At 57.0% G+C, this 19,242-nt stretch carries 16 protein-coding genes; 13 read left to right on the top strand and 3 right to left on the bottom strand.

Annotated elements, in window-relative coordinates:
* The first annotated feature begins 89 nt into the window (after nt 1-89).
* From AAHA41_RS14460 to cobB, 13 genes are all read left to right on the top strand, one after another.
* Nucleotides 90-677: a tetratricopeptide repeat protein gene (locus tag AAHA41_RS14460; protein WP_203976158.1), complete on the top strand. Its 588-nt coding sequence runs from the start codon at nt 90-92 to the stop codon at nt 675-677.
* 232 nt (nt 678-909) lie between these two features.
* Nucleotides 910-2,838 carry a threonine--tRNA ligase gene (gene thrS, locus AAHA41_RS14455; protein ID WP_033112468.1) on the top strand — a complete coding sequence of 643 codons (1,929 nt, stop codon included), beginning with the start codon at nt 910-912 and terminating at the stop codon, nt 2,836-2,838.
* 21 nt (nt 2,839-2,859) lie between these two features.
* Nucleotides 2,860-3,390: a translation initiation factor IF-3 gene (gene infC / locus AAHA41_RS14450; protein ID WP_156852818.1), complete on the top strand. Its 531-nt coding sequence runs from the start codon at nt 2,860-2,862 to the stop codon at nt 3,388-3,390.
* 86 nt (nt 3,391-3,476) lie between these two features.
* On the top strand, nt 3,477-3,674 hold the full coding sequence (gene rpmI / locus AAHA41_RS14445) for a 50S ribosomal protein L35 (RefSeq protein ID WP_005300673.1): 198 nt from the start codon (nt 3,477-3,479) through the stop codon (nt 3,672-3,674).
* 15 nt (nt 3,675-3,689) lie between these two features.
* Nucleotides 3,690-4,046 carry a 50S ribosomal protein L20 gene (rplT, locus tag AAHA41_RS14440; RefSeq protein ID WP_005300683.1) on the top strand — a complete coding sequence of 119 codons (357 nt, stop codon included), beginning with the start codon at nt 3,690-3,692 and terminating at the stop codon, nt 4,044-4,046.
* A 528-nt stretch (nt 4,047-4,574) separates the two neighbouring features.
* Complete coding sequence (locus AAHA41_RS14435; protein ID WP_323071692.1) at nt 4,575-5,183, top strand: thiol:disulfide interchange protein DsbA/DsbL; 609 nt, start codon at nt 4,575-4,577, stop codon at nt 5,181-5,183.
* 689 nt (nt 5,184-5,872) lie between these two features.
* On the top strand, nt 5,873-6,856 hold the full coding sequence (gene pheS, locus AAHA41_RS14430; RefSeq protein ID WP_011706167.1) for a phenylalanine--tRNA ligase subunit alpha: 984 nt from the start codon (nt 5,873-5,875) through the stop codon (nt 6,854-6,856).
* Between the two features lie 12 nt (nt 6,857-6,868).
* Nucleotides 6,869-9,256, top strand: coding sequence for a phenylalanine--tRNA ligase subunit beta (pheT, locus tag AAHA41_RS14425; protein WP_323070223.1), 2,388 nt, complete (start codon nt 6,869-6,871; stop codon nt 9,254-9,256).
* A gap of 3 nt (nt 9,257-9,259) precedes the next feature.
* Nucleotides 9,260-9,556: an integration host factor subunit alpha gene (ihfA, locus tag AAHA41_RS14420; RefSeq protein WP_005300715.1), complete on the top strand. Its 297-nt coding sequence runs from the start codon at nt 9,260-9,262 to the stop codon at nt 9,554-9,556.
* Between the two features lie 15 nt (nt 9,557-9,571).
* Nucleotides 9,572-13,543, top strand: coding sequence for a transporter substrate-binding domain-containing protein (locus AAHA41_RS14415; protein WP_323070222.1), 3,972 nt, complete (start codon nt 9,572-9,574; stop codon nt 13,541-13,543).
* Entirely contained in the window at nt 13,530-14,774 is a 1,245-nt protein-coding gene (locus AAHA41_RS14410) for a response regulator (RefSeq protein ID WP_201931232.1), read from the top strand. The genes AAHA41_RS14415 and AAHA41_RS14410 overlap by 14 nt, the downstream gene beginning before the upstream one ends.
* Nucleotides 14,775-14,777: 3 nt before the next feature.
* A complete protein-coding gene (locus AAHA41_RS14405; RefSeq protein WP_323070221.1) occupies nt 14,778-15,422 on the top strand; it encodes a GNAT family N-acetyltransferase in 645 nt (214 codons plus the stop codon).
* A 60-nt stretch (nt 15,423-15,482) separates the two neighbouring features.
* On the top strand, nt 15,483-16,256 hold the full coding sequence (gene cobB, locus AAHA41_RS14400; RefSeq protein ID WP_323070220.1) for a Sir2 family NAD+-dependent deacetylase: 774 nt from the start codon (nt 15,483-15,485) through the stop codon (nt 16,254-16,256).
* A gap of 50 nt (nt 16,257-16,306) precedes the next feature.
* On the opposite strand, the gene AAHA41_RS14395 is transcribed toward cobB, so the two are convergent.
* From AAHA41_RS14395 to rbsB, 3 genes are all read right to left on the bottom strand, one after another.
* A complete protein-coding gene (locus tag AAHA41_RS14395; RefSeq protein ID WP_043851105.1) occupies nt 16,307-17,323 on the bottom strand; it encodes a substrate-binding domain-containing protein in 1,017 nt (338 codons plus the stop codon).
* Nucleotides 17,323-18,255 (bottom strand): ribokinase, encoded by a 933-nt coding sequence (rbsK, locus tag AAHA41_RS14390; protein ID WP_043820134.1) that lies wholly within the window; start codon nt 18,253-18,255, stop codon nt 17,323-17,325. The genes AAHA41_RS14395 and rbsK overlap by 1 nt, the downstream gene beginning before the upstream one ends.
* A 108-nt stretch (nt 18,256-18,363) precedes the next feature.
* The gene (rbsB, locus tag AAHA41_RS14385) at nt 18,364-19,239 is read right to left on the bottom strand and encodes a ribose ABC transporter substrate-binding protein RbsB (RefSeq protein WP_041207819.1); all 876 of its coding nucleotides are present in this window, start codon (nt 19,237-19,239) and stop codon (nt 18,364-18,366) included.
* Nucleotides 19,240-19,242 lie beyond the last annotated feature (3 nt).

The raw sequence follows: 19,242 nt of genomic DNA, 5'->3' as shown, positions 1-19,242 counted from the left end.
AAATTGCATCGACAGGACATCTCTGGCTTGATCCTGCGGCTACATTTCGTTTACATAAACAAAATGCGAACTGGATCACGGAAATCAAGATGACCCCAACCACAACTCGCTGGCTTTTCATCGCGCTGATCGCTCTGGTTATCTGGCGGCTTGTTCCGCTCACCACAGAGCAGGAGCTGGCGTCGGCCAACCGTGCCTGGCGAACTGGTCATTTTGATGAGGCAACCCGGATCTGGTCGCCGTTGGCCGAGCAAGGGCAACCAAGGGCACAGGCGCTGATGGGCTGGAGCCATGAAGTGGGGCAGGGGAGCGAGCAGGATATCAACCGGGCCATCACGCTCTATCGTCAGTCGGCGCAGGCGGGCGATCCCTTCGGCCAATACCGGTTGGCGGATGCCTATTTGCGTGGCGCCGGGGTGAAGCGGGATCTGCGCCAAGCCTTTCACTGGATGGATCTTGCCGCCCGCAATGGCGATGTGCCGGCGATGCTGAAAGTCGGGGTGCTCCATTTGATGGGGGCGAGCGGGCGTGTCGATCTCTCGCAGGGGAAACAGTGGCTCTATCAGGCGGCGCAAAAGGGCAACAAACTGGCGCTTCACGTACTGCAACAACTGGCCCTGGCCGAGGAGGGTGCCAGCGATTTTGACTTCAACTGGCAGCCGCTGCTTGGTGAATAGTCGGCAAGCATCTCATTTAACTGTAGAAAATCTCATCAAACCCGATACAGCCACGGTTACTTCTGGTAGCATGGGGCCGTTTTGGCTTGGTTTGTCACCTTGAACCTTTCGTTCGGATGGCGGGCCGTCTTCGCAAAGTGCTGTGGAGAACCAGAACATCACCTTTTTGAATCTCTTTTCCATCCCGCATGTGACCTTTGGTAGGGGTCACCACTGTATAAGGAAACATATAATGCCAATCATTACTCTGCCTGACGGCAGCCAACGTCAATTTGCCCACTCTGTTTCCGTCATGGATGTGGCTGCGGACATCGGTCCCGGTCTCGCCAAGGCGTGCATTGCCGGTCGGGTAAACGGTGAACTGGTGGATGCGTGCGAGCTGATCGAAGCCGATGCCTCGCTGGCCATCATCACTGCCAAAGACGAAGAAGGTCTGGACATTCTGCGCCACTCCTGCGCCCACTTGCTGGGTCATGCCATCAAGCAACTCTGGCCCCAGACCAAGATGGCCATCGGTCCTGTCATCGACAACGGCTTCTACTATGACGTTGACCTTGACCGAACCCTGACTGATGAAGATCTGGCTGCCCTGGAAGAGCGCATGCTGGCGCTGGTAGCCAAGGATTACGACGTTATCAAGAAAAAGGTCTCCTGGCAGGAAGCGCGCGACGTGTTCGCTGCCCGTGGCGAGACCTACAAGGTCGAAATCCTGGATCAGAACATTGCCCGTGATGACAAGCCCGGTCTTTATCATCACGAAGAGTACATCGACATGTGTCGTGGCCCGCACGTGCCCAACATGCGTCACTGCCACCACTTCAAGTTGCTGAAGATGTCCGGCGCCTACTGGCGTGGCGACTCCAACAACAAGATGCTGCAGCGTATCTACGGTACTGCCTGGGCTGACAAGAAGCAGCTCAAGGCTTATCTGCAGCGTCTGGAAGAGGCCGCCAAGCGCGACCACCGCAAGATCGGCAAGCAGCTCGACCTGTATCACATGCAGGAAGAGGCACCGGGCATGGTGTTCTGGCACAACGATGGCTGGACCATCTTCCGTGAGCTGGAAACCTTCATCCGCGGCAAGCTCAAAGAGTACGACTATCAGGAAGTGAAAGGTCCGTTCATGATGGACCGCGTCCTGTGGGAGCGTTCAGGTCACTGGGAGAAATATGCCCAGGCCATGTTCACCACCCAGTCCGAGAACCGCGAGTACGCCATCAAGCCGATGAACTGCCCGGGTCACGTCCAGATCTTCAACCAGGGTCTGAAATCCTACCGCGATCTGCCGCTGCGTATGGCCGAGTTTGGCTCTTGCCACCGCAACGAGCCGTCAGGATCCCTGCACGGTCTGATGCGTGTGCGCGGCTTTACTCAGGATGACGCGCACATCTTCTGCACTGAAGAGCAGATCATGGAAGAGGTCTCCGGCTGTATTCGTATGGTCTATGACGTCTACGGCACCTTTGGCTTCGAGAACATCGTGGTCAAGCTCTCCACTCGTCCGGAACAGCGTATCGGCTCCGACGAAATGTGGGATCGCGCCGAGCAGGCACTGGCAGAAGCGCTGGAGCTCAACGGTCTGAAATACGATCTGCAACCGGGTGAAGGTGCCTTCTACGGTCCGAAGATCGAATTCACCCTGCACGATTGTCTTGATCGTGCGTGGCAGTGTGGTACCGTGCAGCTCGACTTTGCCCTGCCGGGCCGTCTGGGCGCCACCTATGTAGGTGAAAACAACGAGCGCCATGTGCCAGTCATGATCCACCGTGCGATTCTGGGCTCCATCGAGCGCTTCATCGGTATCCTGACTGAAGAGTACGCAGGCCTGTTCCCGGCCTGGCTGGCTCCGACCCAGGCAGTGGTCATGAATATCACCGACAATCAGGCCGAATATGCAGTGAAAGTAGCCAAAGCATTGAATGATGCGGGCCTTCGTGCAAAAGCGGACTTGAGAAATGAGAAGATTGGCTTTAAAATCCGCGAGCATACTTTGAAGCGAGTACCTTTCATGCTGGTCTGTGGCGATAAAGAAGTTGAAGCCGGCCAGATTGCAGTACGTACTCGTAAAGGGGCTGACCTGGGCACTTATCCTGTTGAAGAGTTCATTGCTCTGTTGACCCAGGAAGTTCAGACCCGCGGACAAAAGAAAGTGGAGGAATAAGCTATAAAAGGCGGAAAAAAACTGGGCAAGCAACCGCAAGCCCGCGCTCACCGGATCAATGAAGAGATCCGTCTGAAAGAAGTTCGTTTGGCTGGTCTGGATGGCGAAGCACTTGGCATCGTCTCTATCCAGGAAGCACTGAACTTGGCCGCTGAGGCCGAAGTGGATCTGGTCGAGATCAGTCCGAACGCTGAGCCGCCCGTTTGCCGGATCATGGATTACGGCAAATTCCTCTACGAAAAGAGCAAAACCACCAAAGAACAGAAGAAAAAGCAGAAAGTCGTCCAGGTTAAGGAAATCAAATTCCGTCCTGGCACTGACGAAGGCGACTATCAGGTAAAACTACGCAACCTGGTTCGCTTTCTGGAAGACGGGGACAAGGCTAAGGTCACCCTGCGCTTCCGTGGTCGTGAAATGGCACACCAGGAGCTTGGTATCAAGGTTCTGGAGCGCGTCAAGAACGATCTGGAAGAGTTGGCCGTAGTCGAATCGTTCCCGAAAGTCGAAGGCCGTCAAGCTGTGATGGTTCTCGCACCTAAGAAGAAATCTTAAGGCCCACAAGAAATTGACTCATGGGGCTAGCTCCATGAGTCGGTTCGCCTTGCGATTTTGTTGTCACTCACAATGCGGAGTATGAAATGCCGAAGATGAAAACCAACCGGGGCGCCGCAAAGCGCTTCAAGAAGACTGGCTCAGGTCGCTTCAAGTGCAAGCACAACCACCTGCGTCACATCCTGACCAAGAAGAGCAGTAAGCGTAAGCGTCAGCTGGGACCTAAGTTCTTTGTTTCCGCTGCCGACCACAAACGTGTTGTCGCTTGTCTGCCGTACGCATAAGGGGGGATGTGAAAAATGCCAAGAGTTAAACGTGGTGTGACTGCTCGTGCTCGTCACAAGAAAGTAATGAAAGCCGCCAAGGGTTACTACGGCGCCCGTTCCCGTGTTTACCGCGTAGCGGTACAAGCGGTAACCAAAGCTGGTCAGTATGCCTACCGTGACCGTCGCCAGAAAAAGCGTCAGTTCCGTCAACTGTGGATTGCGCGTATCAACGCTGCTGCCCGTCAGAACGGTCTGTCCTACAGCCGTCTGATCAACGGTCTGAAGAAGGCTTCTATCGAGATCGATCGCAAGATCCTGTCCGATATCGCCGTTCACGACAAGCTGGCTTTCACCGCCCTGGTTGAAAAAGCTAAAGCAGCTCTGGTCTAATCCAGTTCTGTTATAAAAAATAAAGGAGGCTCAGGCCTCCTTTTTTGTTGGTGTAATATTTAATTTCAGTACTTATATATTTTATAAAAATTAAATCAAGATTGATATTCTTAGTTCAGAGTTACAAATCAAGTTTCATCTGTTCTTTCTAACGTAATAGTTTTCCGAAACCTATAGTTACGCTGCATTTGCGTTTTCCCATCAATGTTCATCTTGGTACCGATTCTGGTTATATATAGTTTATATCTAAACTATTCTTTGCATTATTTAATAACAGCTAGGTGTGCAAGTCAAAATTCTGCGGGAGCTCGGTATTATATTGCGACTATAAATTTTTAATAAAATAACATTGAGGTACGAATAGATTTTATATTTAGATTGCAACAGGGATAGATTTATTTTCAAATTGAATGTTTATTATCCTCGTATGCAATAGTATTCTTGTACAAGAGATGATGTTTGTTCAGCTTTTAGCAAGGTCGAAATTCCTATAATGAAATTTTTGTCTGACTATCAACTGGAAGTTTTATGAAAAAAATTCTTTTGATCCTTGCTGCTATCTTTATGCTTCCCTTCGCTAATGCGGCTCCAGAGTTCAAAGAGGGGGTCAACTATGATGTCCTCAAGCAAACAGCTACTGCTCAACCAGAGGTATTGGAGTTTTTCTCTTACTACTGCCCGCCATGTGCGAAATTTGAACCCATCGTTGAGCAGTTACAACATGATCTCCCCAAAGAGGTAGCTATCAAGAAGAATCCGGTCGCTTTTTTTGGGCGCGATATGGCCCAGGAGATGCAACGGGCTTATGCAACCGCAACACTACTTAATGTTGAAAGCAAGTTAACTCCATCACTCTTTCATAAAATCCAGGTACAGCGCCAAGCTCCACAAAATCGTGATGATATTAAAAAGCTCTTTGTAGAGAATGGCGTGCAGGTAGAGGCATTTGATAACACGGTTGATAGCTTTGCAGTTTCATCCATGGTAAGCCAGTTCGATCATAACACAGAGAAATATAATATTCGTAGTACCCCGACATTTATTGTCAACGGCAAGTATATGATAAAGATTGAGTCTATCAACTCACAAGAGCAGTTCACCCAATTGATCAAATATCTTTTGGCAAAGGATGCATAATTTAATTTACTAGGATATAACGAGAGTTATTAATTCACTTTGTTATTTTAAATAAAATAATATAAGAGATGATGTTGAGTCATCGGCATCATCTCTTTTTTCGGAGGTAGATCTCATAGCGTCTCCGACAGATAATCAACGTTGATATTTTGTGGTTTATAGCAGCTCTTTCCCGTGATTGTATTGACGTAGCCAAACAGGGGAGGGGGATTGATGCGCTTTATAAGCGATTATTGTGTTAACTGTCGGGTTGTATAGTATCTATCACCTTGGTTCGTCCTATGGATCCATCAGCAGTGACCCGCGCCAGCGTCAGAGCCGTGATACAAGACCGTATACCAGATGTGGTTAACGTGGAGGATAAGAGGAAATCTACCTGATATGTGGAACCTTTGTATTTCTTTGTGTTTGAGGGCGATCCCTTGGCTTCCACGCTCATGCTCATAAGGTCGGATGGGCCTATACGGCACGACTTCATAGGGTCTATGTATGCCAACAAACTTGGTATTGATAACACGATTTGGAACAAGGGTAGGGGGAACTCGAGACTCACTTGATATAACAAAATGATTTCTAGGGAGAAAAGGGGACCTTAACTATGGTCAGCGAAGGGGCTTTTTTTGTATTATTCCCCTCTTGACCTTATTTAGCCTAAAGGCTCCTGTACCGGGAGTGGTGACGAGGAAGACATGCAACAGCTTGAAGAAGTAGTCGGCCAAGCCAGAGCCGAAATTGAGGGCGTAAGCGACATCGCCGCCCTCGACGAAATCCGGGTCAAATATCTGGGTAAAAAGGGCTTTTTTACCGAGCAGATGAAGGGCCTGGGTGCCTTGTCTGCCGAAGAGCGTCCCGCCGCGGGCGCCGTGATCAACCAGGCCAAACAGCAGGTTCAGGATGCCCTGAACGAGCGTCGTGAAGCCCTCGAAATCGCTGTGCTGAATCAGAAGCTGGCTGCCGAGACCATCGACGTCAGCCTGCCGGGCCGCCGCATCGAGAATGGCGGTCTGCACCCGGTGACCCGCACCATCGAGCGTATCGAGCGCCTGTTTGGCGAGATGGGCTTCAAGGTTGCCCGTGGTCCCGAGATTGAAGATGGTTTCCACAACTTCGATGCGCTGAATATTCCGGCTCACCATCCGGCGCGTACCGATCACGACACCTTCTACTTCAATCCTGATCTGATGCTGCGTACCCACACCTCCGGTGTGCAGATCCGCACCATGGAGCATCAGCAGCCGCCGATCCGCATCATCGCGCCGGGCCGCGTTTATCGTAACGACTACGACATGACCCACACCCCGATGTTCCATCAGGTTGAAGGTCTGCTGGTCGACGAGCATGCCAGCTTTACGGAGCTGAAGGGCATTCTGCACGATTTTCTGCGCAACTACTTCGAGGAAGACCTGACCATTCGCTTCCGTCCTTCCTACTTCCCGTTCACCGAGCCGAGCGCCGAAGTAGACGTGATGGGCAAGAACGGCAAGTGGCTGGAAGTGTTGGGTTGCGGCATGGTGCACCCGAACGTACTGCGTTCGGTTGGCATCGATCCGGAAAAATACTCCGGCTTTGCCTTCGGCATGGGCGTTGAGCGCCTGACTATGCTGCGTTACGGGGTCAACGACCTGCGTGCCTTCTTCGAAAACGACCTGCGCTTCCTCAAGCAGTTCAAGTAAGGGCGAGAGAACATGAAATTCAGTAAATCCTGGGTGATGGAGTGGGTCCGCACCGAGTTGAGTGACAACGCACTGGCTGAGCAGATCACCATGGCCGGTCTGGAAGTGGACGCCGTGGAAGCGGTGGCTGGCCAGTTCAACAATGTGGTTGTGGGTGAAGTGGTCGAGTGCGCCCAGCATCCGGATGCCGACAAACTGCGGGTGACCAAGGTCAACGTGGGCGAGGCCGAGCTGCTGGACATCGTCTGCGGTGCGCCGAACTGCCGCCAAGGCCTGAAAGTGTGCGTTGCCAAAGTAGGGGCGACACTGCCGGGTGATTTCACCATCAAGAAAGCCAAGCTGCGTGGCCAGCCGTCTCACGGCATGCTCTGCTCTTTCAGTGAGCTGGGAATCGACGTTGAAGCCGATGGCATCATCGAGCTGCCGCTGGATGCGCCCATCGGGACCGATATCCGCGAATACCTCGCACTCAATGACGTGAGCATCGATGTGGATCTGACCCCGAACCGTGCCGATTGCCTCGGCATCGCGGGTCTGGCTCGTGAAATTGGCGTGCTCAACAGCGTGGACGTGGTCGAGCCGACCTGGACACCAGCCGTTGCCACCATTGATGCAACTTTCCCGATCCGGGTTGAAGCGCCTGCCGATTGCCCCCGCTATCTGGGTCGTGTCATCAAGGGGCTGAACCTGCAGGCCCAGAGCCCGCTCTGGATGCAGGAGAAGCTGCGCCGTGGCGGTATCCGCTCTATTGATGCCATCGTCGACATCACCAACTATCTGCTGCTGGAATACGGTCAGCCGATGCACGCCTTCGATCTGGCCAAGCTGGAAGGGGAACTGGTGGTGCGCCGCGCTCACGCGGATGAGCCGATGACCTTGCTCGATGGCAATGAAGTGAAGCTCAAAGAGAGCACTTTGGTGATTGCCGATGCCAAAGGTCCTGCCTGTATGGCCGGTATCTTCGGCGGTGATCGCACCGGTGTCTCCGAGACCACTACCGACATTCTGCTGGAGTGCGCCTTCTTCGCACCGCTCTCCATCACCGGTCGTGCTCGTGCCTACGGTCTGCACACCGACTCTTCCCACCGCTTCGAGCGCGGGGTGGATCCGGAGCTGCAGGCCAAGGTAATGGATCGTGCCACCCGTCTGCTGCTGGATATCTGCGGCGGCGAAGCGGGTCCGGTCATCGAGGTCAAATCCGATGCCCACCTGCCGAAAGCGGCACCCATCAAGCTGCGTCGCACCAAGCTCGACAAGGTGATCGGTATCAGCGTGGCGGATGCTCAGGTGGTCGAGATCCTGACCCGTCTGGGCATGCAGGTAACCGTTGACGCTGACGGCTGGACCGCGCTGGCCCCCTCCTGGCGTTTCGACATCGCCATCGAGGAAGACCTCATCGAGGAAGTGGCCCGTATCTACGGCTACAACAACATCCCGAACCTGAAACCCGCCGCCTCTCTGGCGATGGTGGAGCAGGCAGAAGGGCAGGTGACCTTGAAGCGCGTGCGCGACCTGCTGGTTGACCGCGGCTTCCAGGAAGCGATCACCTACAGCTTCGTCGATCCCAAGGCTCAGCAAACCCTGTTCCCGCAGAGCGACGCCATCGTGCTGCCCAACCCGATTTCGGTCGAGATGTCCGCCATGCGCGTCTCTCTGTTCCCGGGTCTGGTGCAGGCCGTGGTTTACAACCAGAACCGTCAGCAGCCGCGCGTGCGACTGTTCGAGCAGGGTCTGCGCTTCATCAAGGACGAGAATGCCGAGAACGGCATCCGTCAGGAGCCGATGCTGGCCGGTATCATCACCGGCAACCAGAGCGACGAGCACTGGGACATCAAAACTCGCGCAGCCGATTTCTTTGATTTGAAAGGGGATCTTGAAGCTGTGCTGGATCTGACCGCCGAAGGGGCCACCTTCACCTTCGAGCGTGCCGAGCACAGTGCCCTGCACCCGGGTCAGAGCGCCGCCATTCTGCGCAATGGCGTGGTGATTGGTCACATTGGCGTGATCCACCCGAGCCTCGAGAAGAAGCTGGGTCTGAAGAGCCGCGCCGTCATGTTCGAACTGGAGCTGGACAAGCTGACCCCGGCCAAAGTGCCGGTTGCTGCCGAAGTATCCAAGTTCCCGGCCAACCGTCGTGACATCGCCGTGGTGGTTGATCGTCAGGTTCTGGCAGGGGATGTTCTGGCAGTAATTAAAAAAGTTGGCGGAAATCAGGTAGTTGGAATAAACTTGTTTGACGTATACCAGGGTGCTGGTATGGCTGAGGACAAGAAGAGCCTGGCCATCAGTCTTGTTCTGCAAGATACCCAGCGCACCCTGGAGGAGAAAGAGATTGCCGAGACCGTAGACAATGTCGTGCGGGCCCTTGGTGAAGAGTTGAATGCATCCTTGAGGGATTGATCTATGGCGCTTACCAAAGCCGACATTGCAGAGCACCTGTTCACCCAGCTCGGGATGAGCAAGCGTGAAGCCAAAGATATGGTGGAAGCCTTCTTTGAAGAGATCAGACAAGCGCTTGAGCGTGGTGAACAAGTCAAAATCTCAGGCTTCGGTAACTTTGACCTTCGTGAGAAGAATCAGCGTCCCGGACGTAACCCCAAGACTGGCGAAGATATTCCTATCAGTGCCCGTCGCGTGGTGACCTTCCGGCCTGGCCAGAAACTCAAGGCCAGGGTAGAAAATGTTGAACCCAACGAGTGATAAAAAGCCAGGCAAATGCCTGGCTTTTACTTATCGATGATAAAAAAATCTCTATTATTGCTGGGAGCCATGCTGGCCATGCCACTGCAGGCCATGATGCTTCCTCTCGATCCGGCAACCCAGGCTTACCTTCGCTCGCTGAAAGAGCTGAAGGTGTGCTACCCGGCTGCACTTCCCCCGCCTTATGTCACCCCTGATGGTGGCTTGCTAAAAGATCGTCTGCTCCGTCTTGCAGATATGTTGCCTGTGCCACTGAAACTCTCCGAGATGGCCGACTGGCAGGCTGCCCGCGCTGCCTTGCTGCGCGGTGCATGCGACATTATCCCCCATATCGGCACCCTGGGTAGAGAGGAGACCGGCCTGCTGGTAAGCCGTCCCATGATGGAGACTGATGCCGCCATTCTCTATCGGGGCGATCTTCGTCAGGCCAAGTTTCTGGTCTCTTCCGCCACGGATACCAGCGCAATTTTGCGTGAACTGCATCCGGGGGCTGAGCTCAGAACCCTGAGGAGAGGGGAGAGTATCTATTCAGCTCTTGAGGGGAAGAAGAACTCCGCCTACCTGGGGGACTATCTCCAGCTGCGCTACCTGATGCGCGAATATCCTGCCGACGGCCTGCGTCTGCGCCGTCTGCTGGGTGATGAGCGGGTGGTCAGCTATCGCCTGATGATGCGCAACGATCCCGAGCTGGCCAAGTTTGTCGATACGCTCATTCGTTATATGCCCGCCGGTACCCTCTATACCGACCTGAGCCGCTATATGGATCAGGGGGCGCTCTATATCAACCGACTCCATTTCAATGACGCCGAACAGGCCTGGCTTTCTGGCAGAAGGCGGGTCGTGCGTCTGGTGATGAACCCGCAGCTGATGCCCTACAGTGGCATTAACGATCAGGGCGAAGCAAAAGGGTGGAGCGCAGATATTCTGAATTGGGTAACTCAGGAGAGTGGCCTCAAATATATGCTGGTGCCGGCGGCCACCAAGGCCGAGGCGATAGAGAAGCTGCGCAGCGGTGAGGCCGACATGATGGCCGGTTTGCCGGAGTCTCCCGAGCTCGCCGATGACTTTACTTTCAGCCGGATGATCTCCATCAACCGTTTTGCTCTGATCAGCAAGCGCGCCATCAGCGCAGACAAATTCTCCCAGCTGGGCAAACAGCGAATCCTGGTACCTGAATCGCTCTACGATCCCTCTCTGCTGGCACAGCTGGGTGATCAGGAATGGGTCCGCACCGATGACCTGAGCCAGGGGATCACGTTGCTGCAGCAAGGCAAGGCTGACGCCATGCTGAGCGAGCTGTACCAGTTGCAATATCCGCAGCGTACCCATCTGCTGGAAGGGCTTCAGATCAAGGAGCTGGATGACAGATTCGGACTCGGCTTTGCCATTCGCAAGGATCAGACCGAGCTGGCTGGCGTGATAGACAGAAACCTGATGGCCCTGACCAATACCCAGATCGACGAACTTAACCAGCGTTGGCGCCGTCTGGTGGTGATGCAGCAATCCGGAATCAGTTATGGTGCCTGGTTTGGCTCCATCGCGCTGGCGCTGCTGATCAGTGGTATCGTGATCGGGGTGATCTGGCGTTCGCGCCAGCAGCTGGCCCGCGAGGTCGCCCAGCGGCAGGCGGCAGAAAAAGCGCTGGCAATCGAAAGTGAGCTGCGCGAAACCATGTTTCAGGCCCTTCCTGTTCCCGTCTATTTGCGTAATGAACAGGGAAGGGTGATCAAATCCAACAAGCAGGGGCACCGGCTTTCACTGCGTTACGGCACGGAACTGCTGCTGCCCGAGGTGCAATCACAAAAGAGCGAAGGGGAGCTGAGTCTTGGCGAGCAGGTGTTTGCCTATGTGCAGCATCCGCTGCGACTGGAGAAACAGGCGCCAGCAACCGATCTTATTGCCTTGTCCGATATCAGCGCCCTGCGCCAGCAGGCCCGCATTCTGCGTCAGGCTGAGCGACGGCTGCGTGCCTTGACCAATACCGTGCCCGGGGTGGTGCTGCAATTCCTCCTGGTTCAGGAGAGCGTGGGCACCATCGAGTTCATCAGCCGTGGCTGTTACGAGTTGTTGGGGCTGGCCAGCCAGCAGATCCGCCGTGAACCGGCTCGGGTGCTTGACCTGCTGGAGCGCGAAGATTTGCAACTGGCGCGCAGTAACATGTTCGCCATGCTGCATGAGGGCAAGCCCTTCGTCTGTACCCTGCGCTATCACCATCCCGAGCAGGGTCTGCGCTGGTTGCAGCTCTCTGGGCGTGGTCGCAGCCAGCCACAAGGGTGGCGCATCTATGCGGTCATGCAGGATGTGACCGCGCGGGTTGAACAGGAGCAGGCTCTGCAACTCTCTCATGAAGAGGCACAGCAGGCGGTGCAGGCCAAGGGACGTTTTCTGGCGGCCATCAGCCACGAGATCCGCACTCCGATGAACGCCATTCTCGGCCTGCTGGAGTGGCTCGCCAGCACCCCGCTTTCCCAGGAGCAGGGCTCGGCGCTGGCACGGATCCGTCAGGCCGGGGACGAGTTGCTCGGCCTGCTCAACGATGTGCTCGATTTCAGCCGCAATGAGAACAGCACCTTGTCGCTCTCGCCCCAGCCGACCGATTTTACCGAGCTGTGCGAACACGTGGCGGCGGTGCACTGGACCAAGGCCAGAGCCAAGCAGCTGCAATTGCGTTTGCAGCTTGATCCGGCGATGCCCGCCTTGCAGACCCTCGATCCCCATCGCGTTCAGCAGGTTCTGCACAACCTGCTCTCCAATGCCATCAAGTTCAGTCACCGTGGCGAGGTGGTGCTCTGGGCTGAGAGCGTGGGTTCGAACCTTCGTTTTGGTGTTGATGATCAGGGGCCGGGTATTACCGACGAGATGCGACCAACACTCTTCATGCCGTTTGAACAGTTCGCGGTGGCGGGGCAGCTGAGGGCGCCGGGGACCGGCCTCGGGCTTGCCATCTGCAAGCAGCTTATCGAGCAGATGGGGGGGATCATAGATGTCGAACCCAGAACGGGAGGCGGCAGCCGTTTCTTCTGCGAGTTGCCGCTCAAACTGCTCAAACAGGCGCATCATTGGCAGCCCAAGGTGCGAGAGCTGGCGCTCTCACTGCCTCCCGATGAGGTGAAGCAACTCGCCCCTTGGTTGGCAAGATTCGGGGTTGAGGTATCTGGCACGGCAAACCACAGGTTGCAGGCTCAGGTCGACGAGAAGGGATTCTATTACTGGGAGTGGCAGGGGGAGCCCTGGGTGCCCGGTACCGTCATCAATCTGTTGCAACCCAGGCTGGATGTCACAGAGCCCTCTTCGGCAACCCGCCCCGGTCTTGGCATGCGGGTGCTGCTGGTAGAAGATCACGATGTCAACCGGGAGCTGATCAAGCTACAGCTGGGACAGCTGGGGGCCGAGGTGCTGACCGCTGCCAATGGCCAGCTGGCGCTTGATGTGCTGGCCGATCACGAGGTAGATCTGGTGTTGACCGATCTGCAGATGCCGGTTATGAATGGCGCCGATCTCTGCCGCAAGCTGCGTGGCTCGCCTCGCTGGCGCAATCTGCCTGCCTATGTGATTACTGCAGATCTCAGTGAACAGGCGGCTATCGAACTGCAATCGTGCGGTTGCAACGGGCATCTCGACAAGCCTGTCGCGTTAAGGGAGCTGGCCGCCATGCTGCACCAGCTTGGCAAGAAAGAGGGGATGGTTGCCGAGCCTGCAGCTGCTTCATCGCTGCTATCAAAAGAGCTGGCACAGCTCTATCTGGATACAACCAGAGCCGATCTGGCGGCTCTGGAGCAGTGTCTGGCAAATAAGGATGAGCAAGGGGTGAATGCCGCTTTACACAAATTGAAAGGGGCCGCCAGAATGGTAGGAGCAACCGCCATCGTCACTGTCATTGACGAGTGGCAGCAATCGAAGCACAGCGAATTGGCTGTCAGGTTAACCCGGGCGCTGGATGGGTTCAGCCAGCATTTGACCAAGAGGGCTGAAGATGATCATCACTGATGAAGAACTGCTGGCGCTGCTTAACTCGGAAGATCCCGGGTTGGCCGGTTTTCGTCCTATTGCGCTCTATGCTCTCGATTGCGCCTCTTACGAGATGGCCAAGCAGGCGACACTGCCAAATTACGTGGCGCTGCACCGTACCCAGCCTGATGCCTGTTGGCAGTGGGAGGGGCTCTTCTCGGCGGGGGCTATCGCACTCTATGATCCAGACTCGCACCGTACGGCGGATTATTTTCCCCAGCTTCAGCTCCATAACGGTATCTACGCCATCGAAGAGGATTGGCAGGGGGGGCTGCTCTCAAGCTATCAGGCGTGGAGCAACTGGCTTGCTGCCAGCCGGATCCTGCTGCTGGAAGATCACCCGTTTCAGGGGATGCAGTTGCAGCAAACCATCGCCGGACTGGGGCTGACCTGTCACTGGGTGCAGGATGAGCAAGCCTGCCTTGCGGCGCTGGGTGAGGGGAGCACTCGTCTGCTCATCTGCGATCTCAGCTTGGTGGATCAGGACGCCATCAGCCTGCTGATGGGCCAGCCACAGTTGCAGTCAGACGGGCTGCCGATCATTTTGCTCTCCGCCCATGAGCAGACCCTGATCGACGGTGCTCGCCGCCTGCTGCACGATGCCGGCTTCAATATTCTGGCGGCGCTGGCCAAACCGCTCGATTGCGACGAACTGCTCAGGTTGCTGCGTGGTCTCTATCTTGGCCCGCTGCGCCAGCGCCGACTGAGCGGTCAGCGCCGCACCATCACGACCTGGCAGGGTCAGGTACTGGGACAACTCGGCCTGCTCTCTAGCCCCATCACTTCAGCACCGGTCTGGCTGGCCGTAAGCGGCTTGCCCCCTCGTTGGGAGCGACTCAAGGAGTGGCTGGCGGAGCAGTCGCGAACCCCGTCCGAGCTGACGCTGCTTATCCATCGTCGTGATCACCTGCTCAGCAATCCTGATCGTTTTGCGCTGGTGCTGCAAGCTAGTCTGGCTGGGAGCAAGCTGGCGCTCCTGCTCGACAACAACCAGCATCTGCCGTTCGATCTGCTGGAGCGGCTGCCGCTGCAATCCTTGCTGCTGGGGCAGGGGATGCTCTCCGATATCGAGTCGTTGAGCGCCGATTCGCTGCTTGGCCGCTTTATGGCGCGGGTGCGGGAACTCGGAGTCGACATCTATCTGGATGACCCTTACAACCTGCTTGATGTCGAGATGTGGCAAGAGCGCGGTATCGCGGGGCGCTGGTAGCCCATGCCCCGCTATCTCTGCTGGCCCATGCAGCGGGAGCGTCTGGTCAAAGGGCTGGAGGGGTGGCCTTATCCGGTGGCCCGCTCGGCCCTGCCGATTGCAATGAATCTCTCCGGGGAAGCCTGTCTGCTGCGCGAGCAGCTCGGGGTCGAGCCGGCCCAGATGCTGGCCGCCTATGAGGATCTCAGCGCCCAGAGTATCTATCTGCGTTTCATGCGGGCCAAGAGAACCCCCTCGCCAGAGCTGGTATCACACTTTCTCGACTACAACCCGGAGCAGCAGATTGCCCTGTTGCTGACGGATATGGCGGGACGTCCGCTGGCACAGGCCCAATCCATTCGTCGCCGCCTTCATCCTGATCGGGCTGAGTTTTCCTGTATCGTGGCGGATCACTTTCAGCATCGTGGTGCGGGACGGCGGATCTTGCTGGCATTGGCGCTGCTGGCCAGAGCCGGGGGGATTGCCGAGTGGACGGCCGAAGTGCTGGCCCAGAACCGCCCCATGTTGCTGATGCTCAAGCGGTTGGGGCTGCCGCTGACTCTGGTGACTGGTCGCGAGATGGTTTTTGCGCGCCTCGATTTGAGCGTGCTGGACGAGTGGCTGCCTGCAGAGGTTGTCCACGCCATTACTAAGACCAAGGGCGAATAGAGCCACTTTTTACCCTGTGCTAAGGTCACACCTAATGCGCAGGGAGAGACGGAGCATGTTATGGGGCAGACAATCAAAAATATCGTGATCCTCACCGGAGCGGGGATCTCTGCCGAGTCGGGGATCAAAACCTTCCGCGCCTGCGACGGTTTGTGGGAGGAGCACCGCGTCGAGGATGTGGCAACACCGGAAGGGTATGCCAGAGATCCGGAGCTGGTGCAGCGCTTCTACAACTCCCGCCGCAAACAGCTCCAGCAACCTCAGGTACATCCCAATCCCGCCCACTATGCGCTGGCTCGCCTCGAGCGTCTTTTTCCCGGCAGCGTGACCCTGGTGACCCAGAATATCGACAATCTGCACGAGAGTGCAGGGAGCAAGAACCTTATCCACATGCATGGCGAACTGCTCAAGGCCCGCTGTCCCGAGTCCGGTCAGGTGATCGAGTGGCGTGGCGATCTTCATCAGGAGGAGTTCTGCTCCTGCTGTCAGTTTCCCCAGCCGCTGCGCCCCCACGTGGTCTGGTTTGGCGAGATGCCGATCGGGCTTGATCGCATTTATAGTGCGCTGGCTCAGTGTGATCTCTTTATCTCCATCGGCACTTCGGGCGCTGTCTATCCGGCTGCCGGTTTTGTGCACGAGGCGGGGTTGAATGGTGCTCACACCATAGAGCTCAATCTCGAGCCGAGCGAGGTGGGCAGCCAGTTTGATGAAAAACGCTACGGGCCTGCCTCTCTGCTGGTGCCGGCCTACGTGGATGAGTTGCTTGAAGTGTGCGGCATCCATCAGCCCAAGCAGATCGAGGGGCACAACTGGATGGAGATGCGCGACCGCTAGAGGCGGTGGCAAAGAGAAAGGCGACTGTGAGTCGCCTTTTTTGTTGCTATCTACTTTTGCGCCGACGGCCGGGGGGCGCAGGATTGCCTGATCACTAAATCCGGGTCAACCGTGATCAGGTGGTCAGCCACCGCTTCGCCGTTTATGCGAGCCAACAGACGGGTGACGGCGAGGCGTCCCAGCTCCTCTTTGGGCTGGTTGATGGTAGTGAGTGGCGGCGACATGAATTCGGCCAGCGCCACATTGTCGTATCCGACAATGGAGAGGTCGCGCGGGATCACCAGACCCGCCTGATGAGCGGCACTGATTGCTCCCATCGCCATCATGTCGTTGCAGACAAAGAGGGCGGTGGGGCGTTCGGGCAGCGCCAGCAGGCGGGTCATCGCCTGATGGCCGCTGGCGCAGTCAAAGTCCCCCTCCTGAATCCAGTCGGGATTGACAGTGAGCCCAGCCTCCTGCAGCGCTTGCTCAAAGCCAGCTTGGCGCTGGTTGGCGGGGGCGCGGCTGTGAGGGCCTGTGATGCAACCAATGGCGGTGTGGCCCAGTTCAATCAGATGGCGGGTTGCGAGATAACCGCCGTGGAAGGAGTTGTCGGCGATAAGATCGACATCCTCGCTGACCAGCCCCCAATCCATCACAACCACCGGCAGGCTCTTGAGCCAGTCGAGCTGATTGAACACCTCTTGTTGGCCTTCGCTGCACATGATGAGCAGGCCATCGACCCGCTTGCGCAGCATCATCTTGAGGTAGGAGAGGGCCGTCTCGGCCTGCCCTTCGGTGTTGCCCAGCATCAGGTTGTAGCCCTGCTCGAAGCAGTAACGCTCCACCCCGCGCACCACTTCGGCAAAGAAGGGGTTGCTGGAGGTGGTGACCAGCATGCCGATACTGTTGGTCTCCTTCACCTTGAGGCTGCGTGCCACCAGACTCGGGGCATAGTTGAGCTCGCGCATGGCCGCAAAGACCCGCTCGCGGGTCTCCTCGGCGACGAAGCGGGTCTCGTTGATGACGTGGGAGACGGTGGTGGTCGATACCCCCGCAAGCGCCGCCACCTCCTTGATATTGGCCATCAGTGCCCCTGCGCAGTCTGCTCAAGCAGGAAGGTGTCGACCTCCTGCTTGCTCGGGATGGAGCTCTGGGCGCCGAACCGGGTGACGGAGAGTGCCGCCGCCCCGTGGGCAAAGCGCACCGCGCTGTGGAAATCGGCACCGGCCAGTTCCGCCGCCAGCAGGGCGCCGTTGAAGGTATCGCCCGCGGCAGTGGTATCCACCGCCTTGACCCGAAAGCCCGGGATCAACTGTTGTTGCTGGGCGTTGCTGCAATAGACCCCCTGCGACCCCAGGGTGATCATCACGTCCGCAATGCCCATCTGGTGGAAACGGGCAGCCGCCTCGCGGGCGCTCGCTTCGTCGGTGACTTTGACGCCGGTCAACAGCTCGGCCTCGGTCTGGTTGGGGGTGATAAGGTCGACCAGCGCCAGCAGTTCGCTTGAGAGCGGACGGGCAGGGGCGGGGTTGAGCACCACCCGGGTGCCATGGGCGCGGGCCAGGCGGGCAGCTTCGTGGACGCTCTCCAGCGGCACTTCCAGCTGCAACAGCAGGGTGTGGGCATCGGCGATCATCGCTTCATGGTTTTTCACCACGGCAGGGGTGATGGCACCGTTCGCTTCGGCGGAGATACCTATGCTGTTCTCCCCCTCATCGCTCACATAGATGATGGCGATACCGGTCGGGAGCTTGGGATCGAGCTCGACGGCACTGACGTCGATGCCATCTTTGGCAAATCCACTCTTCATCTGGTGGCCGATGGCGTCATCACCGATGCGGGCGATAAAGGAGACGGGAGCGCCAAGGCGGGCGGCAGCGACTGCCTGATTAGCCCCCTTGCCACCGGGCACCACCTGATAGCTGTGGCCGGTCAGGGTTTCACCCGGGCGAGGAAAGTGGGGAACGCGCAGCACGTGGTCTGCATTGACACTGCCCAGAACGACGAGACGATTCATGTTGACTACTCCTGATGCATCTTGGCTTGAACACTGTGACTGAGTGAGCCCAAGCCGGGAGGCACCTGAACGAGAGGGAAAAGGGGAGGCGAACCTCCCCTCGAGAACTTACTTGCTGACCACTTGCAGCGGTACCGGAATGGATTTCTCTACCGGCTGACCCTTGAGCACCTTGTCGGCAGTCTCGACGCCGATGGCACCGATCAGCGCGGGCTGCTGGGCCACGGTGGCGGCCAGTTTACCCTTGGCCACGGCGGCTTTGCCATCGTCAGTGCCGTCGAAACCGACGATCATCACCTCTTTACCGGCTGCCTGCACCGCGCGGATGGCGCCCAGTGCCATCTCGTCGTTCTGGGCGAACACAGCTTGAACGGTCGGGTGGGCCGCCAGCAGGTTTTCCATGACGTTCAGACCCTTGGTGCGGTCAAAGTCGGCCGGCTGGGAAGCCAGTACCTGCAGCTTGTTGGCCGCCACGGCTAGGGCAAAACCTTCGCCACGGTCTCGGGCGGCGGAGGTACCGGCAATCCCTTCCAGCTGAATGACCTTGGCGCCGGTACCCAGTTTTTCGGTGATGAAGTCACCGGCCAGCTTGCCGCCTGCCACGTTGTCGGAGGCGATGTGAGCCTTGACCTCACCCTGCGCAGCACCGCGGTCCAGAGTCAGTACCGGGATGTTGGCGCGGTTGGCCAGACGGATGGCGTTGCCCACCGCTTCGGAGTCGGTCGGGTTGATCAGGATAGCGTTGACCTTGCGCACGGTAAGATCTTCCATGTTGGAGAGCTCTTTGGCCGGGTCATTCTGGGAGTCCAGCACCACCAGCTCGTAGCCAAGCTCCTTGGCCTTGGCTTCGGCCCCCTCCTTCATAGTGACGAAGAAAGGGTTGTTGAGGGTGGAGACCACCATCGCCAGGGTATGGTCAGCAGCCTGGGCGGTGCCCAGCACGGACATGATGGCGGCAGCGAGCAGGGTATTGAGCTTTTTCATCAT

It is taken from the genome of Aeromonas sp. SER, from assembly GCF_038739615.1.
GTDB classification, from domain to species: domain Bacteria; phylum Pseudomonadota; class Gammaproteobacteria; order Enterobacterales; family Aeromonadaceae; genus Aeromonas; species Aeromonas jandaei.
The sequence above is the reverse complement of the archived record's forward strand: the minus strand, read 5'-3'. Positions and strand labels throughout refer to the sequence as shown.

What these genes read in the sequence shown, in the direction of transcription:
- AAHA41_RS14460 (WP_203976158.1), top strand. Translation starts at nt 90, where the DNA reads ATGACCCCAACCACAACTCGCTGGCTTTTCATCGCGCTGATCGCTCTG.
- thrS (WP_033112468.1), top strand. Translation starts at nt 910, where the DNA reads ATGCCAATCATTACTCTGCCTGACGGCAGCCAACGTCAATTTGCCCAC.
- rpmI (WP_005300673.1), top strand. Translation starts at nt 3,477, where the DNA reads ATGCCGAAGATGAAAACCAACCGGGGCGCCGCAAAGCGCTTCAAGAAG.
- rplT (WP_005300683.1), top strand. Translation starts at nt 3,690, where the DNA reads ATGCCAAGAGTTAAACGTGGTGTGACTGCTCGTGCTCGTCACAAGAAA.
- AAHA41_RS14435 (WP_323071692.1), top strand. Translation starts at nt 4,575, where the DNA reads ATGAAAAAAATTCTTTTGATCCTTGCTGCTATCTTTATGCTTCCCTTC.
- pheS (WP_011706167.1), top strand. Translation starts at nt 5,873, where the DNA reads ATGCAACAGCTTGAAGAAGTAGTCGGCCAAGCCAGAGCCGAAATTGAG.
- pheT (WP_323070223.1), top strand. Translation starts at nt 6,869, where the DNA reads ATGAAATTCAGTAAATCCTGGGTGATGGAGTGGGTCCGCACCGAGTTG.
- ihfA (WP_005300715.1), top strand. Translation starts at nt 9,260, where the DNA reads ATGGCGCTTACCAAAGCCGACATTGCAGAGCACCTGTTCACCCAGCTC.
- AAHA41_RS14415 (WP_323070222.1), top strand. Translation starts at nt 9,572, where the DNA reads ATGCCTGGCTTTTACTTATCGATGATAAAAAAATCTCTATTATTGCTG.
- AAHA41_RS14410 (WP_201931232.1), top strand. Translation starts at nt 13,530, where the DNA reads ATGATCATCACTGATGAAGAACTGCTGGCGCTGCTTAACTCGGAAGAT.
- AAHA41_RS14405 (WP_323070221.1), top strand. Translation starts at nt 14,778, where the DNA reads ATGCCCCGCTATCTCTGCTGGCCCATGCAGCGGGAGCGTCTGGTCAAA.
- cobB (WP_323070220.1), top strand. Translation starts at nt 15,483, where the DNA reads ATGGGGCAGACAATCAAAAATATCGTGATCCTCACCGGAGCGGGGATC.
- AAHA41_RS14395 (WP_043851105.1), bottom strand. Translation starts at nt 17,323, where the DNA reads ATGGCCAATATCAAGGAGGTGGCGGCGCTTGCGGGGGTATCGACCACC.
- rbsK (WP_043820134.1), bottom strand. Translation starts at nt 18,255, where the DNA reads ATGAATCGTCTCGTCGTTCTGGGCAGTGTCAATGCAGACCACGTGCTG.
- rbsB (WP_041207819.1), bottom strand. Translation starts at nt 19,239, where the DNA reads ATGAAAAAGCTCAATACCCTGCTCGCTGCCGCCATCATGTCCGTGCTG.